We start from the raw sequence: 15,607 nt of genomic DNA, 5'->3' as shown, positions 1-15,607 counted from the left end.
GGTACGTCACCCCGCTCGAAACGAGATCCTTGCTCAGGCAGAACCTCGTCCCGGCAGCGTAAACACCCGCTGTCCAGTTCGCGGGGGGAACTTCAGGGAGCGGGAGCGGAGGCCGCAGCCCGGCTCGTACCGCGCACCCGCGCCCCCTCCGAGTAGATCGCTCCCGAAGCGGAGCCCGAGCCCGACGGCGAGGAGAAGTCGGGTCCGGAGTCCGTGCCGGATGTGCTGATCCGTTACGAGACATTGCAGCCCCGGCAGGATTCGAACCTGCGACACCCGCCCTTAGAACCGCGTGATCTGCGGATCCTCTGCCTTGGGCACAAGCCCGCGGTATCGCTCTGGCGAGCCCCGGTTCCCCGCGATCCCTGGGCGTTCTGGCACGAGAGTGGCACGGCCGAAACCGCGCCCGCCCCCGCAATGCGAACTGCGGGCGGGACGGTTGGTGAGGCCTGCTCCACAGGTCAGTCGGCCGTCAGAGGCTGCTGGTGGTGGACGGCCACGGTTGCCGTGGTTGCTGTACTTCCTTGCTGCGCGGCTCGCTTCGCAGCTGCGTTCTGAACATGAGCCTCACGCCGCAGCCGCCGCTCATAGTCAGCGATCTGTCGAGGTACGGGCCTGCAAGTTGCAGCTCTAACAAGCCGCTCGTTCATCCGATCCACCAAGAACGGGCCATTTCCACCAAGTGTTGGCCGCTGGCCGGCCGGGCGGCCGATGTCCTGTCGCGCGCACCAGTAGAAAACCCAACCGAAAGACGCGGGTTCAACCTTGGAGATCGCAAGCTCCAGGTGTATCGCTCTTTCGGTCCGTGCGAGCTCCGCCAGAACGAGCCCTCGTGCTGCGTCTGCAGTGAGCATCTGCCAAGCGTCTCAGAGGGGGGCGCGTGTATACCTGCTCGTCCCGAAGAAGGCGTTGCCGTGCTTGGCTCCTGGAGCACCAGCTTGGAAGATCGCCATGCGGATGCCTGACAGGAGTGCGACACCAAGCATCGTGAGCTGCTGGCTAAGGTCGATCAGGGCGTACCCTGGCCCACCGGCTCGGCGAAGCTTCTACCTCGTGCCCATGCTCGGCTCCAAGCGGCTCGAATCCCTCGGCGCCGCCGACGTCCGGCGCTTCCTGGCCCAGCTGGGGAACAAGACGACAGCGGCCACGGCCAAGGAGTCGCACCGGGTACTGCGTACGGCGCTGTCCGCTGCCTGCCGGGAGAGCTGATCGCACGGAACGTGGCGGGCCTTGTAGAGCCGCCCCGGGCCTCGTCGCGCGAGCTCACCGGATGCGGCAGGTAGCTGCCAAGCAGCTTCGCCACCCGGAACGGCCGCCCGGTCGAGCCGCGCAACGTGTACCGCTCCTTCACCCGCGTCGCCCGGTCCGCCGGCCTCCGCGTGATCCGGCTGCACGATGCCCGGCACGGGTGCGCCACGCTGCTCACCGCTGCCGGGGTGGCTCCCCGCGTTGTGATGGAGATCCTTGGGCACAGCCAGATCAGCATCACCATGGACGTGTACACACACGTCGTGCAGGACACCCAGCGGGAGGCCATCAGCCACATGGACCGGCTGCTCAAGAGGCGGCCCGGTGCGTGAGTGACCGGTCGTGACTGATCGCCCGCGTTGATGTCAAAAGTGGATGTCAAAGGCCCCGGACCATGATCGGTCCGGGGCCTTTTGCCTGGTGCCCCCGGCAGGATTCGAACCTGCGACACCCGCTTTAGGAGAGCGGTGCTCTATCCCCTGAGCTACGAAGGCGCGAAGGCGGGGATCTGTCGGAAAGTGTGTCTGAAATTCACCCGAAGCTGGACGAATGCCATTCCGCTGGATCCCGACAGGTCTGCGGCAGCGCGGCCTGCGAGGGCTGCGCCACCGCCGCCAGTGTAGCGGGTGGCCTGGTGCTGGCAGGCGACTGTTGGACTGTGAAGCCGGATGCCCTGGTCGGGTAGGAGGTTGGGCGGCGCGGGGCTCGGCCGCGACAGGGTCTTGGTGGAGTGCTGAGGCCGGGCCCCGGCTGTGTGTCAGGTGGCGCGGCGTCCGGTGATGCGCGCGACGCAGCGGGCGACGGAGTTGCTCACCCACGCGTAGCCGATGTAGATGAGGAGGGCCGCCTTTGCGCCGTATGCGGGGACGCGCTCGTGTGGATATGACTGGTCGAACCGGGAATGCTGGGACTCACTGTCCTGTCGGAACCCCTTCAGGCGCCGCCCTGCCGGCGTTTCGGGTGCGATTTGGCGCAGGTGTTCGGTGCGATTGAATCGAATTCGCTTGGTGGAGGGGTCGATTTCCCGGTCTTCCTTGGTCTCGTCGACGCGGATGCGGACACCGTGGGGTCCGTGCGGGCAGGTGATTTCTAGACGCTGGTAGAAGCGAGCCTGTGCGCCTTTGCGGAATTCAAGCTCGCGAACCGGAAGGGGCGTCGGAGTTGAGGAAGCGGCACAGGTCGTCGCGCATGCCTTCGGCCAGCACGGTCCGGTACAGGCTCATGCGCTGGAGGGGTTTGTCCAGATTGAACGTATGCAGCCCCGACCAGACAATGTGAAGCGTGCCCGAACCGTCCGCCGCCCCGCAGCCGGACCTGTTCCGGCGCGCTTGCGTAGCCGCAGCCCGGCGATGCCGAACTTCCGCATTAGCGGTTCACCAGGTCATCTCTTGTGCGAAAAACTTCGTCGCCTTGCGCAGGATGTCGCGCTCGGTGGCCAGTTTCTGCATCTCCTTGCGCGCGGCCGCCAGCTCCCGGCGCAGGGCCTCGTTCTCGGCCTGAAGCTCCTCGGCCGTCGGCGGGGAATCCACCGTGTTCTTCTCCGTGCTCGTGCTCGTCGTGCTGCCCCCGCCGTGGCGGGCCCGCTCGGCCCGGACCCAGTTGCGCAGCGTCTCCCGGCTGATCCCCAGATCCTTGCCGATGCCCTCGAAGGTGTGGCTTGGGTCCGACAGGTACAGCGCGACAGCGTCCGCCTTGAACTCGGGCGAGTAGACCTTCATCACCATAAGAGATCCCTCCTTCCCGGCCCCTGGCGGGGCCGGGCTCAGAGGTGTCCACCACTCGGGGACAGGTCCCCCGTCCACACGGACGGCACTCTGACGGTGGAAGGCCGACTGTCCCTTCCGTTCCGCTCGCTGTCGAAGGTTGCGTTCGCGGTGACGCAGAGCCAGGCGAATGGCCGGATCACCTGACGGCTGGCCGACAGCCGCCCCTTGGACGACCTGCGCCATGAACTCGAAGAAAGTGGGGCCTGACCTGCAGGGGAACAAGAGACGTCTGCGTCCTGGTCGTGACGCCGGTCGAGCCCCAAGTGCTGGATGCAGTACTTCTCAGCCAAGAACTGACGGTCGGCTCAGCAGGATGTTGCGGCCAAATTCCAGAAAGTGCTGGCATGGAAGACGATCGGGCTCACCTGTGCACGGACGGTCAGTCCGTGCACTTGCAGGAGCACGATCGTATGGTCGCCCGCTGGCACCGTCTCTTGTATACAGGTGTCCAGCCAGGCGGTGGCGCCTTCGATGAATAGAGCACCTTCGCAAGTCGTTTTGGTGGTAAGGCCGGCGAATCGGTTGCTGGCCTTGCTGCCCAGGGAACGAGCAGCACCACTGTGATCTGACCCCAACACGCTGACGCCTAGCCGGGCCGCACCGGCGAGCCGAGGCCAGGTCGATGACGTGTTCTGGATGCAGAAGGCGACCAGCGGAGGATCGAGGGACACGGGCACGAATGTGCTCGCTGCCAGTCCGAGAGGCTCACCATCCACTTGTGCAGCAATCGCCACGACTCCGGTGGGGAACTGGCCGTAAGCCTTCCGGAGGGTCTGTGCGTCAAGGGTGGCGGAAGTGGATGTGGTCATGAGGTGGCTACCTTTCGGGCCTGGCTGACGAGGGAGCGGGGCCCCCGGGATGTCGAGTAGCGAGCCGTACGTGGGCATCACGGGGCTGTTGGCACGGCACCCGCCGACAACGAATGCGCGGGATGTGTGCGCGGCCGCACTTTGAATCGGGTGAGGACGCCAGTCCGGGCCACTGGGTGGGATGGCGGACGTCCGTCGTCAATGAGATCCGCGCGCACGGTACGCCGCGGCCTTGACGCGGTTCTGGCATGCCAGGGAGCAGAACTGGCGTGCGGAGTTCCGCGATCCGTCGACGTATACCCGGTCGCACCGCGACGCCCCGCATACGCCGAGGCGGCCGGCGAGATCACTGCCGATGGCCAGGGCCAGAGCGGCGGCACACCCTGCGCTCCACCCCACCGCGTCGGAATCGTCGTAACCGTGGAAATGCACCTGCCACGGTTCTCCTGGAACACGGTCCAACTGCGGACGGGTGCCCGTGGTGCGCAGCAGTGTGTTCACGGCCTCGGCCGCGTCGTCGAGGCGCTCGTCGTCCACCGCCACGAACACGAGCCGCATCTGTTGGGCCGCGGTCGCCAGGCTGAGGGCCTGCTCATGGTCGATCTCCTGTGGATCTGAGACGGACGGCAGCACCCGGGCTACTGCGGAAATCAGCTGCTCGTCCCCGGGTGCGACATAGGGCTTGCCTCCGCGGGATCCGTCCGTCAAATCGTTCACGAGCGACACGGCCACACTGAGCAGCGTCGCCACGTGACTGTCGAACATCACTTGACCAGTCACCTCTTTAGTTCTAGTTTCTCGTCACTTGCATTATCCTATTCACCAGTCACAGACGGGATTCGTATGCCGATCTGGCAGCCCCGACAGCCGCTACCCCGTGAGGTGCGCCTACTCGTCGCCGCACGGGCGGTCAATCGGCTGGGAGCCTTCTCTCTGAGCTTTCTCACTGTCCTGATCACGACCCGCTTCGGAGCGAACGCTGCCGTCGCGGGCGTCATCTCCGCGGCGTTCGGCCTGGCCACCATTCCCTCCCGGCTTGCAGGCGGACGTCTCGCCGACCACTTGGGGCAGCGCCGGACCATCGTCGTGGGACTGACCGCGTGTGCCCTGGCACAGTTGGGCATCGCGGCGGCCGACAGCCTGGTCGTCGTGACGGTGTTCGCCATTCTGCTGGGACTGGCATTCGAGCTGTACGAGCCCCCGAGTCAGGCGATGATCGCAGACCTGGTGGCAGCCGACGAACGCGTACGGGCATACAGCCTGCTGAACGCCGCCCTCGCCGCAGCCGGCATGGCGGCCGGGCTGCTCGCCGCGGTGCTGGGGCGATGGGACCTCCGCTGGATGTTCGTCGTGGACGCGCTGACCTGTTCGATCTGCGCAGCGGTCGTGCACCTGATGCTGCCGGCCAGACGGCCGACGCCGGCCCGGACGGCGCAGGGGCCGCAGCGGGGCGTCTCTCCCTGGCGTGACCCCGCTCTGCTGCTCATGCTCGGCTGCGGAACCCTCATGGCCATCGTCTGTCTGCAGGTGATGATGCTGCTCCCGCTGGCTCTGGTGGACCGCGGCCTGCAGGCAGCCGACGCCGGACTTCTCACCACCGCGTCGGCGGTCACGCTGGTGGCCGGCCAGCCGCTGGTCCGCGCGACCAGAGTGGCCATGCTGCCGGTGCCAGTAGCGTTCGCCCTGGGATACGGCCTCATGGCCCTCGGCCTCATCGGATACGCGTGTGCGCACGGTCTGCCGGCCCATGTCGTCGCGACGGTCGTGTGGAGCGCCGGTGACCTCGTGCTTGTCGGACGCGCCTACGCCATCGTGGCGGAGCTGGCCCCTGAGCACCATTCGGGCCGCTACATGGCGGTCTACGGCCTCAGTTGGGGCGTTGCGGCGGTCGTCGCGCCGATCGTCGGCACCGAACTCCTTCAGCGAGCCGGTGTCACGGCCCTGTGGACGACCATGGCGGGCGTCTGCCTGGCCCTCGCGTTCCTCCAGCCGGCGGTCTCCCGTGCCGTCGACACCCGCAGGACTCGGCCGGCCCTGGACGCGACGGATGACAGGGCATCCGCCGAGTCCGTGGAGTGAGGTCGGGACATTCCCGGCCGTGTCACCTGGCGCGTGCCTCGATCCACCGGTGTGAAGGCGGCGCGGCGGTCGCTCCCACCGGCTCCACCGGCTAACGGTCGTCCCTGAGGTAGTCCGCCAGGAGCGCGTTGTCGCCACCCAAGGCAGGCTGCAGCGCCCTCAGCTCGCCGACCCTCAGCCCGGAAGGCACCACTGTGATGCGCTCGCCGAACCAGCTCAGGGTTTCTTCGGAGCGCTTGTAGAACTCCTCAAGCGTCGCCGTCCTGAGCATGACCTGCCCGATGCGCTTCGTGGTGTCGGAGATCGACGCCGGCAGAGAGGCACCGACGGACTGGGACAGCACGGCGTATTCGACATCGGGAAGGCCCATGACCTCGGCATGGGACGGCACGGCGAACAGGACACCCGGGGGCGACGTGATGTAGGTGCTGCCCACGATTCCCGCACGTTCCGCGATCGTCAGCTCCGGCCGTTCCCCGACCGCCAGCGACAAGGCGGCGTCACCGAGGTCGATGCCGAACTTGCACTCGATCTGCTCGTGTACAAGGGCGCCGCCCCGGCGCGCGGCACACTCACTGAAGAACACCTCGCCCCGATGGTGGAACAACTCCATGTGGAAGATGCCGTCGGTCAGGCCCAGCGCCTCCAACGACGCGCGGACCAAGGGCTCCGCCAGCCGGTACGTCCAGGCCTCCGCGGCGGGGTCGAACCGACGTATCTGCAGCGGGGCTTGAGACTCGACCGTGCTCAGGCAGGGCTGGGTGTACTCGGCGACCGACGAGAAGAGGACCTCTCCGTGGTGTACCACGCCGTCCACCAGCCACTCGTCCCCCTGCTGGAACTCCTCCACCACAAAGGTACGCGCCGCGCCGCCCTGCGACCGGAAATGGAGTACAGCCTCGCGTAGGTCGTCCGCGCTGCGCACGGTCGCGGTCTGACGTGTTGCGGCCCCTGTCACCGGCTTGATGACACCGCAGGAGAAGGGCAACTCGTCGGGGATGTCGTCATGGAGGTCGTCCAGGACGATCGACCGGGCGGTGCGGATGCCGCTCGCCTGCACCACCTGCTTCTGAACGAACTTGTCGCGGAAACGGACTGCCACCGACGGCGAGAGCCCGGGGCAGCCAAGGTACTGTGCGAGCAAGGCTGCGTTCACCAGGGCGAATTCGTTCGTGGTGGTCACCGACGCGAACTGCTCCCCGGCCAGCCCGGCCCGGGTGAGTGCCGAGAGCACCGCCTCCGGGCTGCGCTCGTCCTCCGTGAAGACGGGGGTGACGCCGTCCGGAAGGCTCGGAAGTCCGCTGTCACGCCAGTTCGGACCGTAGACGAGGACAGCGGGGACGTCGCGCCTGGCGCATGCCCGCAGGACATAGCGGTCCACCCCGATGAGCAGGGGGCGTTGGCGATGGATCATGCCGTCATCCCTTCCGGTGCGGTCTCTGCCTGGACGCGGGTGCCGGTCACCTCGGTGTGGGACGCGGGCTCCTCGACGGAGGCGGCCGTCTCGACGGGCCGGCCCGCGCCCGCCATGAGGATGCGGGGCGACAGAAGGCCGGTGACCAGGAACACGGCGCCCAGCACCAGCCATCCCGGAATTCCCATCCCCAGGCACACATAGGCCAGCAGAACCGGTCCGACGGTGAGGGCGAGACCCTGCCCGATCCAGAAGACGCCCGCGTATTCCGCCTGCGACTCGTTGGTCGCCATGCCGTAGTACACCTCCTGCGAGGCGCCGGCGTGCAGAGCCTCACCCACGCTGTGGACGAGAACCGACAGCACGAGGATCACGGCTGCCAGCGCGGTCGGCAGCAGTGGCGACAACGCCACGAGGACCACGTTGACGGTGAAGATCAGACCGCTGCGCCGCATGGCCCGCCCGGCCAGGGGAAGCGACCGTATGCCCCGGCTGAGCCTGCTCTGGATCACGACGATGGACACCGTGTTCAACAGGACATAGCCGGAGGCCACCCATGCCGGCGCACCGATCCTGTCGATGGCCCACAGCGGCATGGCGAACGTGAGGAGCGGATACTGCAGGGCGATGATGCCGTTCAGCACGGTGCCACGGATGAACTGCCGGTCCCGGACCGCCACCCACTTGCGCGAGGACGGCCGGGCCTCGACCACTCCGCCTGCCGACCTGGTCGCCAGCATCACGAACGCCGCGCAGATGACGAAGGAGGCCGCGTTCGCCAGGTAGATCACCTCGAAGGCCGACGAGGTGTCGACCTTCAGAGCGGCGATGGCACCGCCGGCACCCAGTGCCATGCCCAGGTTGTTCACCACGCGATTGCGTGTGCGGAACCAACGAAGGTGGCCCTCGGACATCTGGCGTACCAGCGCGGGGCGGGCCACAGCGCTGGCTCCGGAGGTGATCCCGGTGGCCGTTGCGACGACTGTGAAGCCCAGCATGTCGTCGATGGTGGTGAAGGCCACCATGGCGACGGCGTAGAAGAGGCACGAGAGGACGTACGTCCGCTTGGCGCCGATGCGGTCGCAGAGGTACCCGAAGTGGGCCATCAGTGCCAGCGCTATTCCGGAGCCGATGGTGAAACCCAGACCGGCCTGATAGTCGCTCAGTCCCACCTCTCGGGTGAGGTATACCGGCGCGCTGGCCACATAGAGGCCGCTGCCCGTCGCGTTGATGAGGAGCGCGAACAGCAGTATCTGTTGCGGTCTGCTGGGGCGAGGAATCGTCTCGCCTCCTTCGGTCCGTTTCCGGACTGAAATTCCCATGGCGGGCTCTCCCTTCACTAGGCGGTGTACAACGAAAAGGTTCACTGATTCCGATCCCGTGTTAGTCGACGATGAACTCCAGACGCTGTTCCAGTGCGCGCGTCTCTCGTTCCAGGGCAGCGTGGTCCGGGCACTCAAGCGCGTAATAACCGGCCCGTTGCCAGGAATTGGCGAAGCTGGGGGTGTCCTGCCCCGCGCGGAGATTCACCTCATGGTCGAAAACCCACCGGGAGGCAGCCAGCGCGTCCTCCCCGCGCAGCCGCACGAACCTCCCGGCCGGCGGGCGGAAGAACTGCACTGATGCCACCGACGCCCGCGCGGGGCGGAGATCGGGGCGGCGGCCGGCGAGGACCCCGACGAAGGCGTCGTAGAGGTCAACTCCCTGGCTCCGCCTGATCAGTTCGGGGATGAGGTCTCCCGGAGGCCGGGCCGCGCACTCGACCAGGTACGGGACGCCCCGGTTGACACGCCACTCCGAATGGAAGACGCCGGAAACCGCGTCCATGGCGGTCAGCAGGCGGTGCACCTGCGCAAGGATCAGGCGGCGCTCCTGGTCGTCCACCCGGGCCGGAGCGACGTGTCCGACCTCGGTGAAGTAGCGCCCGCCCACGGTCTGCTTCGCCGTGATGTTGTCGAAAAGGACTTCACGCTCGAAGACGACGCTCTCCACGGAGATCTCCGGGCCGTCGACGTACTCCTCGCACTGAAACCTCCAGGAGAGGTCCCTGCCGACCGTGCGGGATCCTTCCCCGGCGAGGGTCGTCTCCTGCCAGGCGGACTCGATGTCCTCCGTCCTGTCGACTCGTATCACCCCCACCGAGGCGCGACGGTTGGAAGGCTTCAGAACGATCGGCCGGCCCTCGAAGAAACTCTTCGCATCGTCCGCGCAGGTGGCCTCGGCGAATCTGGGCTGCGGGATGTCCGCTGTATGCGCGAGTCGCCGGAGCAGCAGCTTGTCGGTGCAGACATCGGTGGCGACGGCACCTGGCTCACCGAGTCCCCACTCCCGGGCCAGCCCGAATGCCGTGGGTACGGCGTATTCCATGCCCGGTACCACCGCATCGAACCCGACATCCTTCTGCCACTTGCGTGCCGTCTGCGTGGCCTCATCGCACTGCTGATATCCGCCGGCTCGCACCTCTTTTATCCACGGAGCCGCGAAGGCGGCGGTATTGGCCTCGATGATCTCCTTTTCTTCTATGACATAGAGTTCGAGGTCTGAGTTGTTGTCAACCAGTCGGCGATAGCCACTGTTGAGCCCGATCATCAGTACACGCATTACGCTTCCTCGCACACGGCATGGAAAGTTACTGGTGTTCGTCGTCCGGCTTCCGGTCGGGAAGCCGCTGCAGCTTGCCGGACCGTTGGCGTTCCGTGGCCATCTCACGCCAGCGCGTGGCGAGCGCGGGAGCGGCGAGGAGCCGGGGCAGCAGCTCCCAGTCGCCGTAGTAGGCGTTGATCGCCTCGGCCAGCGTCAGGCTCTCGGCGGGCCGGTCGACCAGCTGGATCCCGTCGTTCGCCGAGATCGATCCGACTTGGACGACACGTAGGTAGGCTCCGGGGCGCGCCGCGTGCGCGAACCGCTTCATCCAGTGGTCCTCACCCATCCAGCCGGCGAACATGCGGCAGGGGATGCGCGGGGACGTGACCTGAAGCAAGGTGTCACCGATACGCCAGCACTCACCGATCACGGCGGCGTTGACGTCGAAGCCGACCGTCGTGAGGTTCTCGCCGAATGCGCCGTCAGGGCGCAGGCAGCCCAGCTGGGCTGCCCACCAGTCGTGGTCCTCCGCGGCGTAGGCGTACAACGCCTGGTCGTACCCGCCATGGTGCAGCAGGTCCGCCTGCTCGTCTCCGTGCAACCCGTTGCGCGTCACCGCGACAGCGGAGAGCACGGAACGCTTGTCGATGCCGGTCGTCGACCGAGGCCCCTTGAACGTCGCCGCCTTGGCGCGGCTGACGTTGACCGACCGCACATGCCCCAGCGTCACCGGGGATCCCCCTGCCTGCCCTTGACGGCGTACGGCGGCGTACCGTGCGCTGCCGTCAACTCCTCCATGTAGTCGACGACTTCCGCCCGGGTCGGTACGTCCGTCATGTAGACCTGGAGCCCTTCCGGCCTGGCTTCTGTCCTGTCCCCGCCCCATCGCCGCGTCAGAGAGGCGGGGGTTTCCATCAGCTGGCTGTAGCGCCGCTTGTGCCACCACTCCTCCTCATGGGCGGACGGCAGCTGAAAGGTGACGAAAGCGGGCACCGGCTCGGGGACGGGGATGGTGACGGGGACACGTTCCCCGGCCAGCAGCGCGGACCACCGCTTCGCCCGGGTGGCGGTGTGGGCCACTGTGTCCTCGTACCAGTCGAGCGCCCAAGGAGTGAGCCGCGCGAGATAGGCCTCGCGGGCCGCGTCGATGTCGCGGTGGTCGCCGGCGATCGCCTCGGCCAGCCACACCGAGCCGACGGCGGCCATGGAGGCACCGAAACCGCGGCTCGGATCCGTGGTGACGAGTGCGTCCCCCACGGCGAAGAAGCCCTGCGGAGCCTTGCCGGAGATCCGCCGCGCGGTGTTGCGCATGTTCGACATGACCCGCGGCGGAGAGAGGGGCACGGCCCTGCCTTCCTCGACCCAGGGACCGGTCTTCGGTATCCACTCCATGAGCAGTTCGAAGAGCCGGGCGTCCCGTGCGCGCAACAGCTCGCGATCATGCGGTGAGCAGGCCAGGACCGCGGAGAACGTACGGTTGTCGTGGACGTTGATCACCGTGTGGTAGCCGTCGCCGATGACGCCGGCACCACTCACCCGGGAAAGCGGCCCGGGCTCGGCTCCGTCGGCGAGCCGGTACATGCGCGTGATGTAGGCCAGCTCACCGCGGTTGTCGCCCACGGGGTCGTACCAGGAGGCCCAGGGTGCCGCCCGCCGGCCGGAGGCGTCGATCACGATGTCGGCGTCGAGGTCGTGTCCCGAGGTGCGCACACCCCGGACTCTTCCTCGCCCGACGAGGATCTCGTCCACGCCGGCGCCGACGCGCAGCGTGATTCCCTTTTCCCTCGTCATCGCCCGGCGCAGCACCTGCTCGACCGTGCTGCGCCGAGCCAGCAGCACCGCGACGTCGGCGCCGGCTTCGGGACTGAAGCCGTGGTCCGCAGCGATCTTCCCGAAGTCGCGGGCCTCGACACCGAAGGCGAGCAACTGCTCCAGCAGGTCGGGAAGTTCGTCCCGCAGCGTCGAGTGGAAGGCGCCGAGGAAGCCATGCGTCTGGTGCAGGTGCGGCACGCCGGTACGCGGCCAGTTCCCCGCCGCGGCCGGAGTGTCGGGCACCGCCGAGTCGTCCCGTTCGAAGACGGTCACCCGGACACCTCGCCGAGCCAGACAGAAGGCGGTCAGCATCCCGCCCAGCCCCGCGCCGATCACGGCCGCGTGCACCGCCCGGCTCATCGGGGCCATCCAGGGGTGCTGTCGTCGGTCACCGTGTCCAAGGCCGGCCGGCATGTCCGTCGGGTCTCGCCCACTCGATCGAGCCGATGTGCGTTCGTTGCGTCTGTCGGGCGCACCAGCGGGCACCTCCCCAGAAGGTCGGGATGGGAATGGATGTGTGTCACTCGAAGACCAGCGAAGTGTGGAACCCGTCCGCCGCGGCGACGGCCCGCTCGGCGTCCTCGTGCAGGGTGACGACCCAGCCGAGGCGTGAGGTGTCGGTCGCGGTCACTCCGTCGGGACCGATGTCCTGGATCTCGTGGGCGATGACGGCGTCGTCCAGGGTCTGTGGTCTGCCGATGTGCCGCACCACACCGTCTCCGGGCGGGGTCAGGTAACGAATCACGGAGTGGGCGACTCCGTTCCAGGGGCGGTCGGGCAGCGCCACCGGGCGTCCGAGCCACAGCTGCTGGTAGAGGTCCACCACGTCGAGGCCCGTGCTCGCTTCGATGAGGAGACGGATGTCGCCGCCGCCGAGCCTGGGGTTGATCTCCATGAGGGCGGGGCGTCCCTCGTGATCGATCTTGAATTCGACGTGTGCCGCCGTGCCGCGGTGCCCCGTGCTCTCCAGCCACTTCAGGACGGTCTTCTCGGCGAGCTGCTCCGTCTCGGGGTCCAGGCGGGCGGGGAAGACGTGCGCGAGTTCCTTGCACTTCGGCGGCCGGCTCAGCACCGTCTCGGCGAAGCCCAGGAGCCGCCAGCTCCCTGCCTGGTTGTCCCAGAGCAGTTCGGCGCTGTACTCCGGCCCTTCCACGTACTCCTCGACCAGTACGGCGTCGAGGCAGCGGTAGCCACGGCCGTGTGTGCTGTGGTCGATCGCTCCGCCCACGGCTGCCTGGAAGTCCTCGTCGGAACGGCAGACACGCACTCCGGCGCTGGAGCTGTCGTCGACCGGTTTGACGACGCAGGGGTAGCCGAGCGGAGAGCTGGTCACCGTCTTGTCCACAGGGACCACGACATGCCTGACGTCACGACCGATACCGGCTGTGGCCTTGCGGGTGAGGTCCTTGTAGCGACAGGTGAGGATGCCAGCGGGATCGGGGCCCGGAAGACCCAGACCGTTCGCGACGACGGCGGCCTGGAACAGGCGGTAGTCGTCGTACGCGATGACCGCGCGCGGCTCCAGGCCGAGGCACGCCCTCATGAGTTGGGAGGTGTCGTAGGTGTCCACGCGCTCCAACCGGTCCACCAGTTCGGTCGGGTCCGGATCGAGACGCGCGTACTCCCGGGGGTCCCGGCAGACCAGGGCGGTCGTCAGTCCCTGTTCCTGAGCCCGTCGGATCCCGTGGGTGCCGTATCCGGTCAGGTTGACCTCGATGTAGAGCAGGTCGATGCTCACCGTGCCGCTTCCTCGCTTCCTGGTCCTTTTCCACGCCAAGCGGCGAGGAGTCGGCGTTCCTTCTCGGAGTCCATGCCGATCTTCGGTTTCCCCTGGAACCCGGGCGTGCCGCGCAGCCACTCCCACGTGTCGACGACCGTGTCCGCCAGTGGACGACAGGTCAGTCCCATCGCGACCGCCGCGTCGCTCGACACGGACCACGCGTGCCGCCAGTCGGCTCGCAAGGGTGCCCACAACGGCAGTTCGGACCATGGAGTCACCTGCTGCTCCAGCAGGAACTCCTCGTCCATCCAGACGAGTTCCGGGTTCGCGCCGGTCGCCTTCGCGCACAGCGCGAGCCACTCCGCGAAGGTGGCCCGGCCGGCGGGCGCGGTCACCAGCAGGTCGCATTCGGACGGCCGCTCGACCCGGGCAAGGATGAACTCGGCGAGATCCCGGACATCCATGAGCTGGATCTCCCGGTCGCCCGGGTGCGGCGCGAGTGTCCCGCCGGCCGCGATCCGGCGCAGCCACCAGGGCAGACGGCCCACGTTCTCGCCGGGGCCCACGATGATGCCCGGGCTGACAATGCTCACCGTGGCGTCGAAGTGCTCGCGCACGGCGCGTTCGCAGCCTGCCTTGAGGGGACCGTACGTGCCGCCCGACTCGTCCGCGTCCGAGGGGCACTCCCAGCGCGGTGACGCTTCGTCAATGGGGCGGGCGGGCCAGTCCTGGAAGGCACTGACCGATGACACGAACACGTAGTGATCCGCGTGCGAAGACAGCACCCGGGCGCCCGCGGAGACGGAACGGGGCACGAATCCGCAGGTGTCGATCACCGCGTCCCAGTGTCGGCCGGCGACGAGGCGTTCGAGATCGCCTTCGTTGTCACGGTCTCCCCGGGTCACCTCGACGCCCTCGACGTCGGAGCCCGACCGACCCCGGTTGAACGTGGTGACCTCATGGCCCCGGCGCAGGGCCGCCGTCGCGACGGCCCGCCCCAGGAATATCGAGCCCCCCAGAACGAGGATCTTCTTCATGACCCCTGGCTCTTCTTGAACTCGCTGTACTTCGCCGCGAGTTCACGGGCGCAGGCCTGGGAGTCCGCGAGCTTCATCTCCCGGACGTCGTAGCCGATCAGGCTCTTCACAATGTCCATGTGCGGGTCGCTGTAGCGGACGCTGCCGTCGTCACGGATCTCGGCGATGCCGTCGTGCCACAGCGCCTTCTTGTTGATGTCGAGCGCCTCCGCCAGCGAGAGGCCGTCGGGCAGTTGGACGTCCAGGCCCTTGGCCGACACGGCCACCGGATAACCGCCGATGAGCGCGTCGGGGCCGGGAGCGTGGACCAGGCGCGGTTCCGTCGAGGTCAGTGCTTCGATCACCGTCACCGCCGACGCGGCGGTCAGGACCGCACCGCGCACACCGCCCAGACGCCGGTACCGGGTCGAGACCGCCTGCAACAGGCCCTCCACGTCCACCCGTTCCGTGACGTCACTGCCGTTCTCCAGCACGCTGAGGCGATACGGAGCGTCCCCGGCGTCGCCGGTGCGCGGCACCCGGTGGCTGACGAACGCCTCCATCACCACCCGCAGATCGACCTGGTCCGGGCGCTTGCCCAGCTGGTCGGCCGCGGCGTGGCGGAGTGCCGGCACGATGTTGGCGACGTTGCCGATGCCGATCGTGGGAGCCAGGCCCACCTTGTCGAGGATGGCGTGGGTGGCGTCGGGCAGCGCGGCATTGACGACCTGTGTGTCGATGCCGCTCGCCTTCACCGCCTGCATCACCTTGTGGATCAGAGTGAGCTGCATCGGCAGCCAGGGCCCGATCTCCGCCTCGTCGAGCCGGGTCAGCAGGTCCTTCGGAAGCTCGTTGATCACCCACCACGCCTGCAGGCTGACCGTGCTGAACACGATGTCGGGGCTCAGCTCGGCGAGGGTCGCGGCCGTCCGGTCGATGTCATCGACGTCCATGACGACGTGATCGAGCCGAGGTGTGTGGCCCAGTTGTGCGGCGACCATGCGGGACAGGTTCACCTGCCGGATCAGGTGCTCCTCGTCCCGTCCGGCGAGCGTGACGCGTGGTGCATCGGGTCGACGTGCCAGCAGATCCAGGGTGTGCGTGCCGACGTTGCCGGCACCGATGACCAGTAGATGGGTGTCCTTCATGGGCGCTCCTAG

11 protein-coding genes, 1 tRNA gene and 2 pseudogenes are annotated in these 15,607 nt (G+C 67.6%); 2 read left to right on the top strand and 12 right to left on the bottom strand.

The genetic code is table 11. The features are described 5' to 3' along the window. Window positions 1–968: 968 nt before the first annotated feature. Window positions 969–1,580 (top strand): annotated as a pseudogene (locus ABZT06_RS44270) (tyrosine-type recombinase/integrase); the annotation flags it as partial. Between the two features lie 86 nt (window positions 1,581–1,666). On the opposite strand, the gene ABZT06_RS44265 reads toward ABZT06_RS44270, so the two are convergent. The 4 genes and pseudogenes from ABZT06_RS44265 to ABZT06_RS44250 all read right to left on the bottom strand — a co-directional run bounded on the left by ABZT06_RS44265 (window position 1,667) and on the right by ABZT06_RS44250 (window position 4,573). After that, window positions 1,667–1,742: transfer RNA gene (locus ABZT06_RS44265), tRNA-Arg, on the bottom strand. 900 nt (window positions 1,743–2,642) lie between these two features. Continuing rightward, window positions 2,643–2,972 (bottom strand): annotated as a pseudogene (locus ABZT06_RS44260) (transposase); the annotation flags it as partial. A 347-nt stretch (window positions 2,973–3,319) separates the two neighbouring features. After that, window positions 3,320–3,823 carry a flavin reductase family protein gene (locus ABZT06_RS44255; RefSeq protein ID WP_355754138.1) on the bottom strand — a complete coding sequence of 168 codons (504 nt, stop codon included), beginning with the start codon at window positions 3,821–3,823 and terminating at the stop codon, window positions 3,320–3,322. A 198-nt stretch (window positions 3,824–4,021) separates the two neighbouring features. Then, window positions 4,022–4,573 (bottom strand): CGNR zinc finger domain-containing protein, encoded by a 552-nt coding sequence (locus ABZT06_RS44250; protein ID WP_355754136.1) that lies wholly within the window; start codon window positions 4,571–4,573, stop codon window positions 4,022–4,024. Between the two features lie 93 nt (window positions 4,574–4,666). Here ABZT06_RS44250 and ABZT06_RS44245 point away from each other — a divergent pair, with 93 nt between their 5' ends. Next, complete coding sequence (locus tag ABZT06_RS44245) at window positions 4,667–5,902, top strand: MFS transporter (protein ID WP_355754133.1); 1,236 nt, start codon at window positions 4,667–4,669, stop codon at window positions 5,900–5,902. 91 nt (window positions 5,903–5,993) lie between these two features. Here the strand turns inward: ABZT06_RS44245 and ABZT06_RS44240 are convergent, their stop codons facing one another. The 8 genes from ABZT06_RS44240 to ABZT06_RS44205 form a co-directional block, all read right to left on the bottom strand. Continuing rightward, window positions 5,994–7,316: an ATP-grasp domain-containing protein gene (locus tag ABZT06_RS44240; protein WP_355754130.1), complete on the bottom strand. Its 1,323-nt coding sequence runs from the start codon at window positions 7,314–7,316 to the stop codon at window positions 5,994–5,996. Further along, a complete protein-coding gene (locus tag ABZT06_RS44235; protein ID WP_355754128.1) occupies window positions 7,313–8,638 on the bottom strand; it encodes an MFS transporter in 1,326 nt (441 codons plus the stop codon). The genes ABZT06_RS44240 and ABZT06_RS44235 overlap by 4 nt, the downstream gene beginning before the upstream one ends. Window positions 8,639–8,699: 61 nt before the next feature. Further along, entirely contained in the window at window positions 8,700–9,917 is a 1,218-nt protein-coding gene (locus tag ABZT06_RS44230; protein WP_355754126.1) for an ATP-grasp domain-containing protein, read from the bottom strand. A 28-nt stretch (window positions 9,918–9,945) separates the two neighbouring features. Continuing rightward, complete coding sequence (locus ABZT06_RS44225) at window positions 9,946–10,629, bottom strand: MOSC domain-containing protein (RefSeq protein WP_355754124.1); 684 nt, start codon at window positions 10,627–10,629, stop codon at window positions 9,946–9,948. Further along, a complete protein-coding gene (locus ABZT06_RS44220; RefSeq protein WP_355754122.1) occupies window positions 10,626–12,080 on the bottom strand; it encodes an FAD-dependent oxidoreductase in 1,455 nt (484 codons plus the stop codon). The genes ABZT06_RS44225 and ABZT06_RS44220 overlap by 4 nt, the downstream gene beginning before the upstream one ends. Before the next feature lie 151 nt (window positions 12,081–12,231). After that, entirely contained in the window at window positions 12,232–13,449 is a 1,218-nt protein-coding gene (locus ABZT06_RS44215) for an ATP-grasp domain-containing protein (RefSeq protein WP_355754120.1), read from the bottom strand. Next, window positions 13,446–14,468 carry an NAD-dependent epimerase/dehydratase family protein gene (locus ABZT06_RS44210; RefSeq protein WP_355754118.1) on the bottom strand — a complete coding sequence of 341 codons (1,023 nt, stop codon included), beginning with the start codon at window positions 14,466–14,468 and terminating at the stop codon, window positions 13,446–13,448. Before ABZT06_RS44210 ends, ABZT06_RS44215 begins: the two co-directional genes overlap by 4 nt. Next, window positions 14,465–15,595 carry a saccharopine dehydrogenase NADP-binding domain-containing protein gene (locus ABZT06_RS44205; protein WP_355754116.1) on the bottom strand — a complete coding sequence of 377 codons (1,131 nt, stop codon included), beginning with the start codon at window positions 15,593–15,595 and terminating at the stop codon, window positions 14,465–14,467. Before ABZT06_RS44205 ends, ABZT06_RS44210 begins: the two co-directional genes overlap by 4 nt. Between the last annotated feature and the right edge of the window lie 12 nt (window positions 15,596–15,607).

It is taken from the genome of Streptomyces sp. NPDC005483, assembly GCF_040606035.1.
Classification (GTDB): domain Bacteria; phylum Actinomycetota; class Actinomycetes; order Streptomycetales; family Streptomycetaceae; genus Streptomyces.
Note: the sequence above shows the minus strand (reverse complement) of the source record. Positions and strands in the feature narration are given on the sequence as shown.

Bases quoted from the DNA above. Each gene is read 5' to 3' on its own strand.
- ABZT06_RS44220 (WP_355754122.1), bottom strand. From the start codon at position 12,080: ATGGCCCCGATGAGCCGGGCGGTGCACGCGGCCGTGATCGGCGCGGGG.
- ABZT06_RS44210 (WP_355754118.1), bottom strand. From the start codon at position 14,468: ATGAAGAAGATCCTCGTTCTGGGGGGCTCGATATTCCTGGGGCGGGCC.
- ABZT06_RS44230 (WP_355754126.1), bottom strand. From the start codon at position 9,917: ATGCGTGTACTGATGATCGGGCTCAACAGTGGCTATCGCCGACTGGTT.
- ABZT06_RS44240 (WP_355754130.1), bottom strand. From the start codon at position 7,316: ATGATCCATCGCCAACGCCCCCTGCTCATCGGGGTGGACCGCTATGTC.
- ABZT06_RS44205 (WP_355754116.1), bottom strand. From the start codon at position 15,595: ATGAAGGACACCCATCTACTGGTCATCGGTGCCGGCAACGTCGGCACG.
- ABZT06_RS44245 (WP_355754133.1), top strand. From the start codon at position 4,667: ATGCCGATCTGGCAGCCCCGACAGCCGCTACCCCGTGAGGTGCGCCTA.
- ABZT06_RS44235 (WP_355754128.1), bottom strand. From the start codon at position 8,638: ATGGGAATTTCAGTCCGGAAACGGACCGAAGGAGGCGAGACGATTCCT.
- ABZT06_RS44255 (WP_355754138.1), bottom strand. From the start codon at position 3,823: ATGACCACATCCACTTCCGCCACCCTTGACGCACAGACCCTCCGGAAG.